The 15,975-nt window shown below is 42.4% G+C and carries 13 protein-coding genes; 7 read left to right on the top strand and 6 right to left on the bottom strand.

Features of this window, described 5'->3' with window-relative positions; translation table 11 throughout:
* Positions 1 to 32: 32 nt before the first annotated feature.
* A complete protein-coding gene (locus J4N39_RS21665) occupies positions 33 to 926 on the bottom strand; it encodes a LysR family transcriptional regulator (RefSeq protein ID WP_252024863.1) in 894 nt (297 codons plus the stop codon).
* Positions 927 to 1,458: 532 nt separating this feature from the next.
* Positions 1,459 to 2,085, bottom strand: coding sequence for a MarC family protein (locus J4N39_RS21660; RefSeq protein WP_252024861.1), 627 nt, complete (start codon positions 2,083 to 2,085; stop codon positions 1,459 to 1,461).
* A 582-nt stretch (positions 2,086 to 2,667) separates the two neighbouring features.
* Here J4N39_RS21660 and J4N39_RS21655 point away from each other — a divergent pair.
* On the top strand, positions 2,668 to 3,855 hold the full coding sequence (locus tag J4N39_RS21655) for a hypothetical protein (RefSeq protein WP_252024859.1): 1,188 nt from the start codon (positions 2,668 to 2,670) through the stop codon (positions 3,853 to 3,855).
* Positions 3,848 to 6,052 (top strand): hypothetical protein, encoded by a 2,205-nt coding sequence (locus J4N39_RS21650; RefSeq protein ID WP_252024857.1) that lies wholly within the window; start codon positions 3,848 to 3,850, stop codon positions 6,050 to 6,052. The genes J4N39_RS21655 and J4N39_RS21650 overlap by 8 nt, the downstream gene beginning before the upstream one ends.
* Positions 6,053 to 6,370: 318 nt before the next feature.
* Here J4N39_RS21650 and J4N39_RS21645 read toward each other — a convergent pair whose 3' ends face one another.
* Positions 6,371 to 7,036 (bottom strand): tRNA (adenine(22)-N(1))-methyltransferase, encoded by a 666-nt coding sequence (locus J4N39_RS21645; RefSeq protein ID WP_252024855.1) that lies wholly within the window; start codon positions 7,034 to 7,036, stop codon positions 6,371 to 6,373.
* 453 nt (positions 7,037 to 7,489) lie between these two features.
* Between J4N39_RS21645 and J4N39_RS21640 the strand changes: the two genes are divergently transcribed.
* Positions 7,490 to 9,268 (top strand): Lnb N-terminal periplasmic domain-containing protein, encoded by a 1,779-nt coding sequence (locus tag J4N39_RS21640; protein WP_252024853.1) that lies wholly within the window; start codon positions 7,490 to 7,492, stop codon positions 9,266 to 9,268.
* Positions 9,269 to 9,273: 5 nt separating this feature from the next.
* Positions 9,274 to 9,723 (top strand): DUF3015 family protein, encoded by a 450-nt coding sequence (locus tag J4N39_RS21635; RefSeq protein WP_252024851.1) that lies wholly within the window; start codon positions 9,274 to 9,276, stop codon positions 9,721 to 9,723.
* Positions 9,724 to 9,867: 144 nt separating this feature from the next.
* Here J4N39_RS21635 and J4N39_RS21630 read toward each other — a convergent pair whose 3' ends face one another.
* Positions 9,868 to 10,317, bottom strand: coding sequence for a (deoxy)nucleoside triphosphate pyrophosphohydrolase (locus tag J4N39_RS21630; RefSeq protein ID WP_252024849.1), 450 nt, complete (start codon positions 10,315 to 10,317; stop codon positions 9,868 to 9,870).
* A 61-nt stretch (positions 10,318 to 10,378) separates the two neighbouring features.
* Positions 10,379 to 10,918 carry a helix-turn-helix domain-containing protein gene (locus J4N39_RS21625; protein WP_252024847.1) on the bottom strand — a complete coding sequence of 180 codons (540 nt, stop codon included), beginning with the start codon at positions 10,916 to 10,918 and terminating at the stop codon, positions 10,379 to 10,381.
* Positions 10,919 to 11,018: 100 nt separating this feature from the next.
* Between J4N39_RS21625 and J4N39_RS21620 the strand changes: the two genes are divergently transcribed.
* Complete coding sequence (locus tag J4N39_RS21620; RefSeq protein ID WP_252024845.1) at positions 11,019 to 12,164, top strand: benzoate/H(+) symporter BenE family transporter; 1,146 nt, start codon at positions 11,019 to 11,021, stop codon at positions 12,162 to 12,164.
* A 284-nt stretch (positions 12,165 to 12,448) separates the two neighbouring features.
* Positions 12,449 to 14,020: an ATP-binding cassette domain-containing protein gene (locus J4N39_RS21615; protein WP_252024843.1), complete on the top strand. Its 1,572-nt coding sequence runs from the start codon at positions 12,449 to 12,451 to the stop codon at positions 14,018 to 14,020.
* Between the two features lie 52 nt (positions 14,021 to 14,072).
* On the opposite strand, the gene J4N39_RS21610 is transcribed toward J4N39_RS21615, so the two are convergent.
* Positions 14,073 to 14,828, bottom strand: coding sequence for a metalloregulator ArsR/SmtB family transcription factor (locus J4N39_RS21610; protein WP_252024841.1), 756 nt, complete (start codon positions 14,826 to 14,828; stop codon positions 14,073 to 14,075).
* A gap of 201 nt (positions 14,829 to 15,029) precedes the next feature.
* Here J4N39_RS21610 and tehA point away from each other — a divergent pair, with 201 nt between their 5' ends.
* Entirely contained in the window at positions 15,030 to 15,962 is a 933-nt protein-coding gene (gene tehA / locus J4N39_RS21605) for a dicarboxylate transporter/tellurite-resistance protein TehA (protein ID WP_252024839.1), read from the top strand.
* Positions 15,963 to 15,975 lie beyond the last annotated feature (13 nt).

Raw genomic sequence — 15,975 nt, 5'->3', positions numbered from 1 at the left:
AAAAATCATTGCAAAAAAACAATCGTAATTGCCTACTGGCTAATTGTGGTGCTTATAATTTTACTTAGCTTCTGATGGATAGGATTATATCTTTGAGTATATTTAACACATGAAACAATTGGAATTTCACTTATTAAGTTAGATGGTACTACCGAGGGGAAATCTATGACATGGTATTTAGGGGTAACACATACACTAGGGATAGCCATAGTTATTTTATGGTTATCTAGTAGCTGCAATGCAATATTAAAATCATCTACAAATGCATGAACTTTAAACGCAGGGTAATGCTTCAGAAGTTCATTTAGAAGCGCATACTGTTGGTCATTCCATCCCACGGATCTCAACACTATGCATGGAAATGTCTTGGCCTCATCCCAGTTAGGTGCTCCAAACTTCCGATTGATTACTAGCTTTACGTCTATTGCTCCTATCTTATTCTGGTAGATGAGTTGCGGTCGGTCTTTCTGATACAAATGTATACCGATCATTTTGTCATCGTGACAAATTTTATCAATAGTATCGTTTTTCCAAGTGAAAAAGTTTATCGTCGATAAGGGAAAATTTTTTCTGATCGCATCGTAACACTTTGCACCAGAGTGTGACAAAACTATATTGGACATAGCAATATCCAAGTCACCTTGATACTCCTCCGACACAAACTCATCTGGTATTAATGCGCGATCGATAACTTCTAATGCATTACCAGCTTCCTCTAGAAAACGAATGGTAAAGTGCGTGGGTTCTAGTCCATACCTAGTTCTGACAAATAACGGATCATTCAACTGCTCTCTAAGAGTCGATAAGTGACGGCTGACTACACTCTCAGTTCGTCCTAAAGCTAATCCAGCTTGCTTTAAGTTGCCATGTTTAGCAATTTGGACGAGTACTCTTAACAGGTTTAAATTCAATTCATTGTTGCGCATAAGATATCCACTACTAATCAAATAAATCGGTACTGCCTTAACTTATCTATGCTACTAATTATTGCACTTTTACGCATTAAAGAAAGGTATGATTGTTTAGCTTAACATATGAAAATCACAAGTGATAATTGTGTAGGTACGTGTAATATTCCACTAATTACATAGACCATAGTCCATAGTCCATAGTCCATAGCATATGAAGATCCAGCCTCGTCCAGTTAGTGAAGTTACATGCTGTTTCAGCGTGAAAGTAGTTCGATGCTGCTACACGGATAGTATCCGAAGCCAAAGGGAACAGGAGGGCTTAACCATGGCGTTCATGGCGTAGCGACTTGCCGCAATACCACTCAAAATTTCCAGAATAAACGCACGCGATCTTATCTCAGAAATTTTATGGTTATGATACGTTTTGTTTATAGTCAATAGTAACTTCCGTTGATAGGAACGCTAAAATGAAAAGAGGTGTAGATTACAATCTATTTGCAACGTATTTTGGTAGTAAGCCCCTCTAGCCAAGCAAATAATCAATTATTTAACCAAGATAGAAGTTTTTTATTCCTAATAGGAGGTTATTAACCGCTACCGCAGCCAAAATAAGTCCCATCACTCGGCTGATTATTGCAGGGCCTATGTTACCCAAAATTTTCTGAAGTTTTGTCGCAACCAACAAAAGCAATAATGTTATGAGCAGAATTCCAACCATAACCGCTGCTGTTACGGATTGATCTACAATAGAATATCTATAATTATCGGTTAGCATAACTATTGCCATCATTGCCCCCGGAGAGGCGATTGAGGGAATTGCTAACGGGTACACAGCAAGATCAGATAAGTGTGACTTACTCATTTCCTTCGAAATTTTGATTTCTACCTCTGGTTTACTTTCGCCAAAAATCATTGACAAAGCAAATAGAAGCAAGACTAAACCTCCAGCGGCTTGAAACGCAGGAAGTGGAATTTGCATAGCCTCCAACAAGAACTGTCCAGCGATAAGGAAAAAGAGAAGTACACAAGCTGCTATTGCGACTGCTTTAATGGCAACCACTCTTTTTTGAGCAGCATTTAGATGCTGTGTTTGTGATAGGTATACAGGCACTGTTCCAATAGGATCAATTACTGCCCAAAGCACAACAAATTGAGTAATTATTACACTTAACATAATCTGCCTAGTTTGTTCCTACGTATTGTTAAAACCACATAACTTAATATTATGGCATGAGAAAAGGTAAAATATGTAAATTCAAAGTAAGTATATGCCACACCTAAATATTACATGTGAATAGTTAGCATTTTCATTGGGTATTTCTATATGAAAAAACTCGAGCTACTTCTGAAAGCCGCCACGACTCATCTCAGGCGTCACATTGCAAAATGTAAAGAGTTCCGGTGATGCTATCTTTTCATTAAGAAACTGGTTGACATAAAAGAGGTAAAACCGAGTCAGATATTCCTCTCGAACTCTTACAACAACCTCTTGCACACTTAACTAATTGCAAATTTGGCAACAGCTTGTCGCCAATATTCATTTCTGGTCGTGCAAACTGTCCAGCTGTTGGACAAATTAATCTAATTAAAGCCCACTCCTATCGAAACACGTTTCGGGGCACTTTCTTGTTAGACAGTGCCCACTGTGAAGGTTCTGGACAACTAATATTTGAAGTCTGGAGTTTTGAATTATCTCACTGAAAGGGAAGTGAAATACTGTGACAATGGGGATAGATAAATTGTTTGGAACAATTAGATGGAACGACTGAAAGAGTCTCCTTTAGAGTCAATAGACGATATGGAGAACGTCATTAAGAAAGCAGAAAACCGTGAAACGGTAAAGCTTTCTTCGGATGCCATATCAAAAAGTCACGGAGCCTTAAGAGATGCAGCGCGATTGCAGGCGCTCGTCTCTCTTGCTCGTAATTCCGCTGAAAAAACCTTGGTGTTGGAGAATTCATCTAATGCTAAAAAAGTGTTGGAGAAGCTGTGTTGTTACGCCCCGGGCGTGACTTCTGCGCGACTAAATCAATCAATCAGTATAAACAATGAACTATTCTCTAGACGAAAAGCACTTTTTGAAGCAAGAAACTACATTATCAGCGCCGATAATCAGCAATACCAAAATATAGTCCGTGGACGTTCGGTTGGTTTATGTTGTATCAGCGGTGCTGAAAGACAGTATTTGTCTCCCCTATTTTCAAGCAAAAATAGCCAAGCGGTCAAAGATAGCTCACTTATGAAAAAAACTATGGAGGATATTTTTAGACAAATTAATCAGAAAGAGTTCGAGCTTTTAGAGGTCGACCTAATTGAAGCCTTTGGAATTTTTGCTTGCGAGCTTTTCAAAAACACGCAAGAACATGCCCTTAGAGACCAGCACGGTAAGCCTTATATTGAGCATGTAGAAGGGATGATTGCTTCATGGAAAGACCAATCAAGCGAGACATATGAAAAAGACTTTATTGGGCATCCAAGACTGAGCCAATATTGGAACGACAATGTTGTAACGAGCGCTGACGGGACGAAGAAAACGCTGCGTTGTATGGAGGTAAGCTTTTTTGATACCGGCCCGGGGTTGGTAGGAAGGGCCTTTGGAACAAGCATTGACGCAGCCTCCGAGAAAGACGCTCTGATAAAGTGTATTGGAAAAAATTTCTCTACTAAATCTGAAAGTGGCGCAGGCAACGGCTACCCCACGATTTTAAATCAGCTAAGTAAAGTAGGAGGATTGATAAGAATTCGGTCTGGGAACCAGTGTTTATTCAATTGCTTTGACAGAGACAAGCATGGATTTTGGACGCAAGAGCAATCTGTAGAAGCCGCGAAACAGCAGCAAAACCAATATTTAATGAATTTTGACAACTGGACGAACAAAAGTCTTGGGTTCACTTCAGGAACAGTGGTATCGATTTTGGTTCCCTTAAGGAAAGATCGTGGATAATGTACTTTGCTTTAACGCAGAAAAAGATCTTAATGGTCAAAAGTTTGACATTCTATGCGCTTATCTTGGAGATGGAGCTTGGCAAGATCCATCTAGCTTTTACCCAGCTTTGGAAAAAGCGTTAAAAAGTAGTGATACCCTTCCTGACTGCATCGTTATTTACGTACCTTCCGGCAGAATCAATGACTGCCTTCAACATTGGAAAAACGAAGATTTACAAGATAGTTTTTTGGATCGTTTGTCGAAAAACAACGTGTGCTTCACCAAAGCCCTATACTTTATTGATATTAGTGATGGCATTTTTAAAATACATGAAGGTTTTAATAGCTCATCCAACTCTTTGCTACTTCAGGCAAAAGATGTGACGGATTTTTACTCAACAGGCCTGTGTAAGCTTGCTGAGCGCAATAATGTTCTGCATATTGCGCCCGCAGGACACACATTCAAACACCCCTCTGGCCGCATCAGTAAAATGTTTATACAGTCGAGAGATTTAGCCGCCACTGAAACTGAACTACAATTCGTCGCCAACGGATTACGAACCTTAGTTGAAAATATAGATTGGCTCAAAATTAAATCAATCTATATAGATACCATGGGTATTTACTCTATTGTAAAAGAAGCTGCTTTAACCGCTGGCTGTAGTGCTAATATCGAAAGCTATCATTCCTACGATTTTTTAAAGGAGCTGAATTTACCCGTTGACGACTACCTTGTTGTGATTTCTGCATCGACTTCAGGGGGAATGGCTAGAGATCTAGTCAACAGAAACTTCTGTAAAGACAAAATCGTTACCTTGATTGACGTAGAAGTAAGATCCTCCATATCACATGTGCTTATCAACCTGTCTTCAACATCCTTGTTACAAGGAGTAAGTAATGTCGATGGTAATGAAACTGATATAGAGTTGGTAGGTGAACATTTCTCATATAAGGCTAAACCCCCTAAACAAGTTACCGTGGGTATCCCACACAAGCCTAAACATCTTCCGGATATCCTCGAAGACTTCTGCATATCAGGCATCAACCCAATTAATCAACGAATTGATGTAATTGGAAACAGTCCATTGCTAAGCCTCAAGCCAGCAAATCTTCACTGCAGTAAAAAGTTTGAACACTGGTTGGAGGCAGAGTTAAATTGGTCTCTATCCTCGTCTATTGATACCGTGATATTCAGTGATGACGGCGCGTCTGAAGTTTTGGCTCAAAAAGCCTTGGACTTTATTAAAAATGCAAGCGGCAATGGAAAAGCTCCATTGTTATTGAAATGGCCGGATATAAACAAAGAAAAATTACAAGATGCAACTGGAATTATAGTCGTCACGGCATTTGCAGGTGACGGAGGGAAATTGAGACAAATTAGTCGAGACCTTAGGGAATATGAAAGCAAAACCATTCCAAGACACTTTTTAATAGGCGTTGGTCTACCCCAAAGCATGGAATCTTGGAAAAAGCTTGAGCAATTCCTCGTACGCAATGCAACACCAAGATTTTATAACTTTTCAGTTTGGAAAGTATTGCCATTGGGACCAGATAACATTCAAAAATCATGGGGCGAGTTAGCACAATTAGCTGCAAAAGCGGATAATGAAAGCACATCACCATTGGACACAATTACGCCCGATGATGCAGAGAAATGTTACGAAGCACTATCTCATTGTATTGGTCAAGCTAGTGCTAGCCTGCTACCCAATGCTAATGGCGAATCACTAAAACTGACCGAAGGTTTCGTATTTTTTGATGACAAGTTTGATGACAAAATTGACCGTATTACTCAGAGTGCTACGCTGCTAACCATTGCAGCTGTATTACAAACAGCACGAGAACACGCAGATCCTGAAAAGTGTTTAAGGCCAACAAACTATCAATCCGTAATTATTTCCCCAGAGAACTTCTTGAGATTTAATGATGATATTTTGCAAGCCTGCATCCTTCGCGCGAGCCTACCATCAGAGTTGGATTATTCGTCCGATCACCACTTAAGTGGACTGATGAAAGAATTTCTTTACAAGGTTTTTACTAGACACAAGTATCCGTTTGGTTATGCAGCCCTTGAGTTCGCGGGCGCACTTGCAGTTGGCAAGCTAAAACTGAAAAAGGAACACTGTAGGGAGTTAGTGGAGAAATCGGTCGAATCCATTGGTTCGGAAAGTCGCGTTTTAACAGGTTTCTTGCTGATGGCAATGCCTAAAAGCTGATTCAACGACATTAAAAAAGTAGTGGGGCAAGACTTGCGTTTTGCCCTAATTACCTAACCATATTTATTGAAAATACATAACTGATTGGTAAGAATCGTAGCTACTTTCAGATTAGAACAGCTAGTGCAAACTTGGGCTGTCGTTCCAGCGACTGCAACTAAGCGAAACTCATAGTGGGGCATAAACGAGTTAAAACACCCATACAGATTGTACGCAGACTAACCATTTGAGGTAACGAAGGATTCTACAGAAAGCGAGAAACATCCCACTGGTAGGTACGATGTTTCCAAGCCTATGGCACCAACATCTTTCCAGCAATCAAAGCGAATCTTGTTTGATTTTTAAGTAAGCTGCCAGTATTTGTTTAGCGCTGTCGCTTCGCCCCTTGCCATAATGCTCTAACGTTCGGTCGAGATAGCGCTGGGCGACGGAATCGCTACCTTGAGCAAGAGATTGCCAAATCTTCTCTCCAGTTGCGCTGATTTCATGCCCGGTAGCTTGCTGACTGACGTGAATCACTTCGTAGATGCGTCCATGGTCTTCGACTAAGGATTCATCGAGCAGCGATAAGCCGCTTTCAATCAGTGTTTGCCTGACCAGATACTGTCTATTGACTGGGCACAGCAAAAACTCGAGTTGCTGTGCTGGGTAACTTGCGTTGAGAGACTTCACGAACTCGGCCATCAAATCGCCACCAACACCTGCAATAATCACTAGCTGTTTGATAGGTGTTGGTTTAAGAGGTAGCTTGGCAACATCGTTACACATCACTTGCCAGTGACCATCGGGAAAAAAGCGTTCGAGCTTACCTTTCAAGGCGTCAATCAGCTCTGGCAAAATATCGACAAAAATCACCTCATCTGCGGCCTTTCTAGCCAGCAGGGTTGACCCCAAATGGCCGTGGTCACAGCAGCAATCCCAAATCACGTCGTAGTGTTTTGAAACCGAGGCTTCGATATGGGCGAGTCTTGGATGCAATTTCATTTTGTTCCTAATGAATAACTAAAACCCTAATTGAGGCGACAAACATTAGCAACTCTATCGTGTTAATAGTTCAGCGTTTCATCTAGGGGGACTGTAGACATGCCTAAAGTTTATAGGATAGTGGTTAGTAAACAAAACTATTGAGTGGGATTTTTTTGAAGAGCAGCGTAATGTATTTAATAACCAATAATTTTAACTTTTCTTGATATCTTTTTATAACCCCCCCCCCTTGGAGAATAGAGCACCTATTAAAGGTAGTAAGTCACAGCCTGCTCCCTTTTTTTGTGAACTATGCCGAATATATATTTGTTGCAGGTTAATGTTTATCTGGAGTCTGGTATATATGTCTGATATTGCTCAAGATAATATTTATGCATTATTAATTTGATACTAAGATATTTTATTTTACTACTTTTATCTCTACCTTTCACTGTCCAATCACACAGTAAGACCTTGGAATACCTTGATAGTATAGATTTTGGTCACATAAGTTCTGAACCAGTATGGCTGAAACTACTACATATCAATGAATATGATAATTTAGAAAGTAGTGATATAGACAATGGTGACTTTTTTATCTCTAGTTATGGTGATTTTTCAGCAGAAAATGAATTAAAAGAAACTATCTACAAATTTGTTACTGACCCTAGTTATCAGTGTGAATTTCCTGCAAGGCTTCTATGGGTTAAACAACAGTTACCGCAGATAACCTTCCCTGATTGGGAGTGTGCTGATTACTCTAACTATGTAGACGGGCTTTCAGTTTCGTCAATAAGCGTGGTCTATGCAAGCGGTTACTTGGGTAACCCTGCTTCGATGTATGGACACGTTTTATTGAAACTTAATTCGCCATCATCTGGAAGTGAACTGTTAGATAATACTTATAGCTATGGGGCAGTTGTTCCAGAAGGAGACAATAAATTTGAGTATATCTTGAAAGGGATATTTGGCGGGTACAAAGGCCATTTCTCGAATCAAAAATATCACCACCAAAGTTTGGTATATAACCAATCTGAGCTAAGAGATCTTTGGGAGTACCAGTTAAACCTAACTCAAGAACATGTGGACTTATTGGTAGCTCATTTATGGGAGTTGAGAAATACTGATATAACATACTATTTTTTCGAGAAAAATTGTGCGTATCAACTGGCAAAATTGCTTGAGTTGGTTATTGATGAACCTCTTGTACCTGATTACAAGGTTTGGGTTATGCCTTATGACATAATTATGATGTTAAATAATGAAGAAACTCAGCGGTATGTTAGATATGTAAAATACCACCCATCACGCCAAGAAAGCTTATACAATAAATATGAACAATTAACTAAGGCTGAACAGCGCATTGTAGAAAAATTAATAAATTCAAGTCTAGGTGATATGGATGAGATTTTTTCGCAACTGAATAATAGAGAGTCGAAAAGGGTTATTGATGTACTTTATGACTATTACGCATTTTTGTCTGTGAAGAATTCTGGTCTAACTGATATTGAAATAGAAAAAAGAAAGAAATTGTTAGTGATTAGGTTTTCTTTAGATGGTCAAACTGTCCCTTGGAAAGATAAGGACGTCAGTCCACCGCACACATCCCAGAGAACTGCAATGTTGCAAGGGATACTATCGGCAAATGATGAGTTCGGGAGTGGGTACAGCCTTCGGTTTAGAGCAAATTATTATGACCTTTTGAATATAAACTCGGCGCGAATACCAAATTCAGAGTTAGCAACATTTGACATGACAATGTTTTATTCTAACGCTTCGAATAGTTGGTCAGTCAGGGAGTTGACGTTGTTCAACATTGTTAACCTCAATGCATCTCAAACAGGATTGCCGGGTGACCACTCAAATGCGTGGTCTTTTAATGCAGGCTACAAACCCACAAGCTTGTCCTGCTTAGACTGCTCGGATATGTATCTAGGCGGATTTCTTGGGAAAAGTAAACAGTATAAAGAGGCGGTTGCTTATTTAGCGCTGGCTGGAGAGCTTCAATTTTCGGACTTAACTAAAGGAACCCTAGAAAGTGGTCCGGAATTAGGAGGGGTGCTAAAAATAGCACCTAACTGGGTAATGTCTATAAAAATGGGCAGTTTGTATAACTTAAAGGACTTAGCGAGTCATAGGAATTATCTTAAGTTGGAACAACGCTTCTTTGAAAATCAAAGGTTTGATATGAGGGCTTCGGTTCAATACCAAGGTTCCTATGAGTACGCTATAAGTTTATCAACGTATTGGTGATATAAATGAAAAAGATGGTTTTGTGCTCGCTAGTTGCAACAGTGCTATGTGCAGGAAACGTGCTTGCGGAAGAAAAAAAGGCGTCTATTAATCCTTGGACTCAATGTGGTATCGGCGCGATGATTTTTAATGACACTGGTGCAGCTGCGGCTATTTCGAACGTTATTTGGGACTTAGGTACTACCGCCGTATCTTCAAACATTAGCTCACAAAATACATGTGAAGGTTCCCAGGTAAAAGCGGCAATGTTTATTCAAGATAATTATGATCAAATGATTGAACAAACATCACAAGGCTCAGGGGAGCATCTAACTGCAATGTTACATATCCTTGAAGTAGATGCTAGTGAGCATTCTAAAGTCACTCAGTCAATTCGTAGCCAAATGGCTTCAAAGATTGTCGCTAATGAGTCGACACCTGAAACTTACTACCAAGTCGTTATGGCTAGCTTGTAATTGGGATGAGCATTTCTTAGAGGGATCTTTATAAAGGTGTTCTTGTCCTTAGATTGATGTAGATATCATCATGTCCTCCTCTAAAAGTCGTATAAAGTTGAACTAGATTCCTACTGGTTCAACTTTTTTACATTTTGTCTGGTACTAGAGCTTGAGTAAGGCTTGCACCGCAGGAATATCAGCAGCCGCCCAATCCACGTCGAGCAATGAATTAGAATCTAGCCAACGAGTATCAATGTGCTCAGTCAAAGTGAGTGAATCGCTGACCAAGTCGCATAAGAAACAGTGCATCGTTAAACAGAAGTCAGGGTATTCGTGCTCAACGGTGGTGAGCAAAGATAAGTTCTCGACTTGTATCACCAACTCTTCATCCAACTCTCTGGTAATGGCAGTTTCTAATGCTTCGCCACTTTCGACTTTGCCACCAGGAAACTCCCATTTGTAAGAGACATAATCAAACTTCGCCTTGCCTCGTTGGGCGGCTAGGTACTTGCCATCTTTTTGAATGATAGCAGCAACAACTTCTATGTGTTTTTTCATTGGAATGCGAACAGCTTGGAAAGTTGCCGCCGATTGTAAGGCATCATAAGGCATATAAGAACCTTAACAGGTGCTGTTCTACATTAAATTATGCCCCTAACGGGTGTTAGTTAGCTTATCGAGGGTAACTGACAATATTTTGAAAACAGGTGCTCGAAGATTTTGCTCGATAACCATGGGGTTGATCGCTGTAAAAGCGAACACTTTCACCTGTCGCCACGCTATGCCATTCACCATCAAATAGAACGTCGAGCTCGCCTGACAGCACGTGAATATGTTCAATAACTCCCGCGCTGTGCGGTGTGGAGAGTTGGCAGTGGTGCTCCGTTAAGGTGATTTCAAACATTTCAAAACTAACGTCTGACTGAAAAGGGAAGAGGGTTTTAACCTGCATTTTAGGGTCGTCAGGAAATGTTCTATCGCTTTGTAATAGATCTGGGGTCGTGGCAAAGAATGCAGAAAAGGAAGTATCGAGGCCACTGGCGATTTTCCATAAGGTGGTAATGGTTGGGCTCGATTCTTCTCGCTCGATTTGTCCGAGCATGGCTTTAGATACCCCAGTTAGCTTTGCAGTAGCGTCTAGGCTGAGATCTTGCGCTTTGCGCTGCGCTTTTAAGTGGGCTGCGATTTGAGATTTAAATTTTTCGTGGCTCATTTTGTCACCGTTGTTGTGCGTTATAGCGCACAGTGCTATTCTTTTTTGTGCGTTATTACGCACAAATGGGATTTTAGCAATCTAGTAGGCAGAAAAGAATATGAAAGCATTCAATTTGAGCCATATGTCGGCAGGTTTTGCTGCTGTATTCGTCGGATATACCAGTTCGGTTGCGATCGTGATTCATGCGGCAACGCAATTAGGAGCGAGCAGTGAGCTGATCGAAAGTTGGTTGATGATGTTAGGGCTGGTATTGGGTGTGACTTCCATTGGGTATTCTTGGCACTACAAAAGACCGATGTTGATGGCTTGGTCAACACCGGGTGCGGTGTTACTTGCGCTTGCGAGCGAAAGCTATGCGCTTCCTGTAGTGGTGGGGGCATTTGCGATATCTGGCATCATGATAGCGCTAACGGGGCTGATTAAACCTATTTCTAACGTAATGAGCCGAATACCTTCTTCTTTGGGCACTGCAATGCTTGCTGCTATCCTACTGCCCTTCTGCTTACAAGCGTTTGAGCCGCTAGATAGCTATCCTGCGGTTTTCATGTTGATGTTCATAAGTTACATGGGTGCGAAGTTCTTAGTGCCAAAATACACCATGTTGGTTCTGCTTATCCTTGGTTTGCTGTGCGCTCAGTGGATTGGCACAGACTCAAAAGACATTAGCTTCACCTTGTCATCACCGGTTTGGATAACACCTCAAGCTGAGCTTGGCGCAATGGTCTCATTGGCTTTGCCGCTTTACGTGGTCACTATGCTGTCACAAAATCTTCCGGGCATCGCGATGATGAAGGGCTATGGCTATCAAACGCCTATTCAGTCTACTTTGGTAGGTACTGGTGCATTTAACGCACTCACAGCGCCAATGGGGGTGTTTAGCATTAACCTAGCCGCTATCTCAGCGGCGATGTGCATGAATGAAGACGTCGATAAAGACGCTTCACAGCGGTTTAAAGCCGTCATCTGGGCGGGAGTGTTCTATATATTTGCGGGTCTGTTTGCCAGTTCCGTCGTTGCGCTGTTTTTGTTATTGCCCGTAGAGATCATCAAGATGCTCGCAGGTTTCGCCTTGCTCGGAACCTTGTTGATGTGTTTGAGTTCAGCATTTTCCGATGCCAAGTATCGAGAGTCGGCGTTGCTAACGTTTTTATTCACTTTATCAGGGGCAACCGTGTTGGGGATAAGCGCAACACTGGTCGGTTTGCTGGTTGGCATCGTTCATTTACGCTTAACACAAAGGTAAATGATGCATGAGCCAGCTAACACAAATTGTTTAAAAATTAATACTTCTCTTGCGGCATGCGTATGCGAGGCGTAATATCTCCCCATCACTTCTCTAGGAGACTACGCCAATATGAACAACTAAGTCCTGTATTCCATTTTCTTACATTTTATTTGGATTCACAGGGTTAGTAGGCGTAGCTTATCTCGTGCTGTCGCACACCTTTTCTATATTGATTGAAACGCAACTGGCGTTTATCTATCTATGCGTGGCTGCGTCTATGCCCCTGTAGCACAGGAGGCATCATGCCAATTATTCAAGCGAAATCTATCGGGCAGCAATTTGACAACGGTGAAACGATTTTCTCTGATCTCAGTTTTGCCCTAACTGCCAAGCGCACAGGTTTAGTCGGCCGTAATGGTTGTGGTAAGTCGTTGCTTTTATCACTGATGACCCAGGAGAAAAGCCCTAGCTCTGGCACATTGACGGTGCATGGCTCGATAGCCAGCTACAGTCAACTTCCTTCTAGCTTACTTAATAGCGGTATGACTATTGCCGAGTATCTCGGCGTCGATTTAGTGCTTAAAGCGCTGGTTGAGGTTGAGTCAGGCTCAAGCGATCCTCAATGGTTTGAGCTAGCGGAAGGGAACTGGACACTCAGAGAAGAGCTTAGTGATCTGCTATCGACGCTCGGTTTACCCAGCGAACTGAATTTTCCCTGCGCTTCACTTAGTGGGGGTCAACTGGCCAAGCTTCAGCTTCATCAACTATTTAATCTTGAGGTTGATGTTTTTCTGCTCGATGAACCCTCTAACCATTTGGATGCGCAGGGCAAACAGTGGCTGATTGAAAAAATGCGCACTTATGATGGGCAGATTTTACTGGTCAGTCATGACCGATCATTACTGCGAGAGATGGAGCAGATATGGGAGCTAAACACGCTTGGGTTGACGCAGTATGGCGGCAATTATGACTTCTATGCCGAGCAGAAACAGCAGGAGGTTTTAGCGGTTGAGCGCCAAGTAAATAGCGTTGTGAAGCAGCAGAAGCAATTGGAAGTTCAAGCACAAAAGAATCGTGAAAAAGCCGAGCAGCGTGCCAGTCAGGGCAAAGCGATGAGGAGAAGTGGTGATCAACCGAAGATCTTACTCGATGGAATGCGTGATAGCGCCGAGTTATCGGCATCCAATCGCAAGAAAAACGAGCAAGGTCGGCGAGAGTTACTACAAAATAAAGCGAGTGCTTTGAAAGCTCGCCAAGAGCAGTTGAAGTCGCAGTCTATTTACCTCGCAGGTGAGCAAGGTCGTTCAAAACGTTTGGTTACTATGCTTGAGGCAGTATTGCCTTATGGAAGTGACTTGCCAATCAATCTCATGGTCAAGGGTGGCGAAAAACTCCATTTGCGAGCAAGTAACGGGCAAGGAAAGTCGACGCTACTCAAAGTTTTGTTGGGTGAACTCGAGCTGAAATCAGGGCAATGCCGAATTAACACACCAGTGTGTTATTTGGATCAGCATTTTGGCTTGTTAGATCTGAAGATGAGTTTGTTAGAGACGCTTAGTTTACAGTGTAAAAGCTTGAACCTTAGTGAAGCGAGGACCTTGCTCGCAGGGATTGGGTTTCGTCGTGACAGTGTGCACCGTAGTGTGGCTCAGTTGAGTGGAGGGGAGAAAATGAAGCTTGCAATGTTAGTGGTCAGTCACCAACCCACCAAACCTTTATTGCTACTGGATGAGCCTGACAATCATCTCGATCTCAGCTCGAAGCAGCAGCTGGCAGAAGCGTTAAAACAGTATGCAGGAAGCTTTATTTTGGTCAGTCATGACCAAGATTTTGTACAAGAGTCTGGGGTCAGTAAATACGTTGATCTTATCTAGGAACCAAAACAGTCAGGAAGTAAACGGCGGTGAAACCACTGCCGTTTTCCACTTATTTCGAGTGGTCGATATCTGGACGGTTACTGGCGTTCAACAGCTTGATGGTTGCTTGTAAGGGTATGTGTTTTGCCACGACCATTTGGTCAAGCATAGTCAGTGCCCAGTCTGGTAAGGTTTTAGATATCGAGTAAAACACCCACAAGCCTTGGCGTCTATCATTCAAGATACCTACATTTCGCAGGTAGGCTAAAGCGCGTGAAATCTTAGGCTGTGATTGTTGTAGCGCATCACACAATTCACCAACGCTCAGCTCCTTTTCAATGTGCAGCATGGCTGAAATCATCAAACGAGTGTTATCGGACATGCATTTGTTAAAGATGGTCACGTCCAAACGATCTTGTGGTTCAGGGCTATGAACGAGTGAGAACAGACGAATGCGCTTCTCTAGCTCTTTGAGAGTAAAAGCAAAGCTATCGTCAATTTCTTTGAACTTTGGAGGGGATATATCCCAAGAAAGCGCCTGTTTGGTGTTTTCTAGCAAGCCGCACTCGGATTTGGCTGAGGAGCACAAGGTGATCATGAAATCAAATTCTTGGTCATCAAACTCAGATAGAGACTTGCTATAGATGCCTTCTGTTGAGTAACCATGTGCGCTTAGTGTTTCTAGTGTGCGTGGGTCAACATCTTTTGGGGAGCTACCTGCGCTGAAGGCTTCAAAGTCTTTACCATAGTGGCGATTGACTACGGCCTGAGCTAACTGCGAGCGTGCCGAGTTGCCAGTACAGATAAATAAAATGCGCTTTTTCATAAATTTCCCCTAGATTGCGCTGCGATAGTACAAGATGCGCTGGGGGGATTCAATTGGATGTCGTATTAATCTCGCCTTCAAAGCAAAAGGCTCGCAAAGGCCAATATTCACTAGCTTTTGTAGCTTGTTGCTTGGCGTCAATCTTTTACTCTAGGTTTTTGACTATTATATAAATTGTCTTTCTATTGATATGAGTAATGCATGCCAAACGTGAATATTCCTGCCTCTTATTTTGGCATTGTTTTAGGGTTGTCTGGATTAGGGCAAGCATGGCGTGTAGCGGTATCACTGTGGCAAATGCCCGTATGGATTGGTGAGAGCTTGCTTGCGGTTGCGACTCTGGTTTGGCTCATGTTGTTGGTGGGCTACATGGTACAAGCCATTAAACGGCCTGCTTTGGTTGTGGAGGAATTTCGTCATCCAGTGCAAGGCAGTACCCCGGCGCTGCTTGGGGTATCAACGCTACTGATTGTGCTGGCCGTAGTACCATATTCGACAAAGCTCGCTTGGTTGTTAACCATCTCAGGCATTGTTTGGCACCTGTGTTTCTCTTTGTGGCATAACGGATCGATGTGGAAAGGAGGGCGCAGTAACCTAGATTCCGTGCCGACGCTTTATTTGCCGACCGTGGCTGGTAATTTTACCAGTGCTGCTGCGCTGGGATCTTTAGGGCAACCCGATTGGGCATGGCTGTTTTTAGGCGCAGGCTTTTTCTCGTGGTTAGCGCTGGAGTCACTTATCATCAAGCGACTGTGGATGTCGCAGGAGTTGCCAGCCATGCAGCGACCTTTGCTAGGAATACAGTTTGCTCCACCTGTAGTATGCGCAATGGCTTGGTTATCGATTAATCCGGGTAGCGGTGATCACTGGGTGCTTATCTTGTGGGGATATGGGCTTTATCAGCTTTTACTCGGTATTCGTTTAGGTAAATGGTTGGGCTCACAGCCATTCTCACCTTCTTACTGGGCCTATACTTTCGGTATTGCTGCTGCAACAGTGAGTGGACTAAAACTCGCTCTGGCAGGCGTTCAGTCTGCCCAAGTGCTAGCGATCCCGGTATTCATCGCTGCGAACGTGTTTATTGGCTATTTGAGCGTGCGCACGTTGAAGATGTTTGTCGCCCGCAATCGCTAAACTTCACTAAATA

It is taken from the genome of Vibrio sp. SCSIO 43136, from assembly GCF_023716565.1.
Classification (GTDB): domain Bacteria; phylum Pseudomonadota; class Gammaproteobacteria; order Enterobacterales; family Vibrionaceae; genus Vibrio.
This window is presented reverse-complemented; position numbering and strand designations above follow the sequence as displayed.

Excerpts from the sequence above, each read along its gene's own strand:
- J4N39_RS21665 (WP_252024863.1), bottom strand. The coding sequence starts at position 926 with ATGCGCAACAATGAATTGAATTTAAACCTGTTAAGAGTACTCGTCCAA.
- J4N39_RS21660 (WP_252024861.1), bottom strand. The coding sequence starts at position 2,085 with ATGTTAAGTGTAATAATTACTCAATTTGTTGTGCTTTGGGCAGTAATT.
- J4N39_RS21655 (WP_252024859.1), top strand. The coding sequence starts at position 2,668 with ATGGAACGACTGAAAGAGTCTCCTTTAGAGTCAATAGACGATATGGAG.
- J4N39_RS21645 (WP_252024855.1), bottom strand. The coding sequence starts at position 7,036 with ATGAAATTGCATCCAAGACTCGCCCATATCGAAGCCTCGGTTTCAAAA.
- J4N39_RS21635 (WP_252024851.1), top strand. The coding sequence starts at position 9,274 with ATGAAAAAGATGGTTTTGTGCTCGCTAGTTGCAACAGTGCTATGTGCA.
- J4N39_RS21630 (WP_252024849.1), bottom strand. The coding sequence starts at position 10,317 with ATGCCTTATGATGCCTTACAATCGGCGGCAACTTTCCAAGCTGTTCGC.
- J4N39_RS21625 (WP_252024847.1), bottom strand. The coding sequence starts at position 10,918 with ATGAGCCACGAAAAATTTAAATCTCAAATCGCAGCCCACTTAAAAGCG.
- J4N39_RS21620 (WP_252024845.1), top strand. The coding sequence starts at position 11,019 with ATGAAAGCATTCAATTTGAGCCATATGTCGGCAGGTTTTGCTGCTGTA.
- J4N39_RS21615 (WP_252024843.1), top strand. The coding sequence starts at position 12,449 with ATGCCAATTATTCAAGCGAAATCTATCGGGCAGCAATTTGACAACGGT.
- J4N39_RS21610 (WP_252024841.1), bottom strand. The coding sequence starts at position 14,828 with ATGAAAAAGCGCATTTTATTTATCTGTACTGGCAACTCGGCACGCTCG.
- tehA (WP_252024839.1), top strand. The coding sequence starts at position 15,030 with ATGCCAAACGTGAATATTCCTGCCTCTTATTTTGGCATTGTTTTAGGG.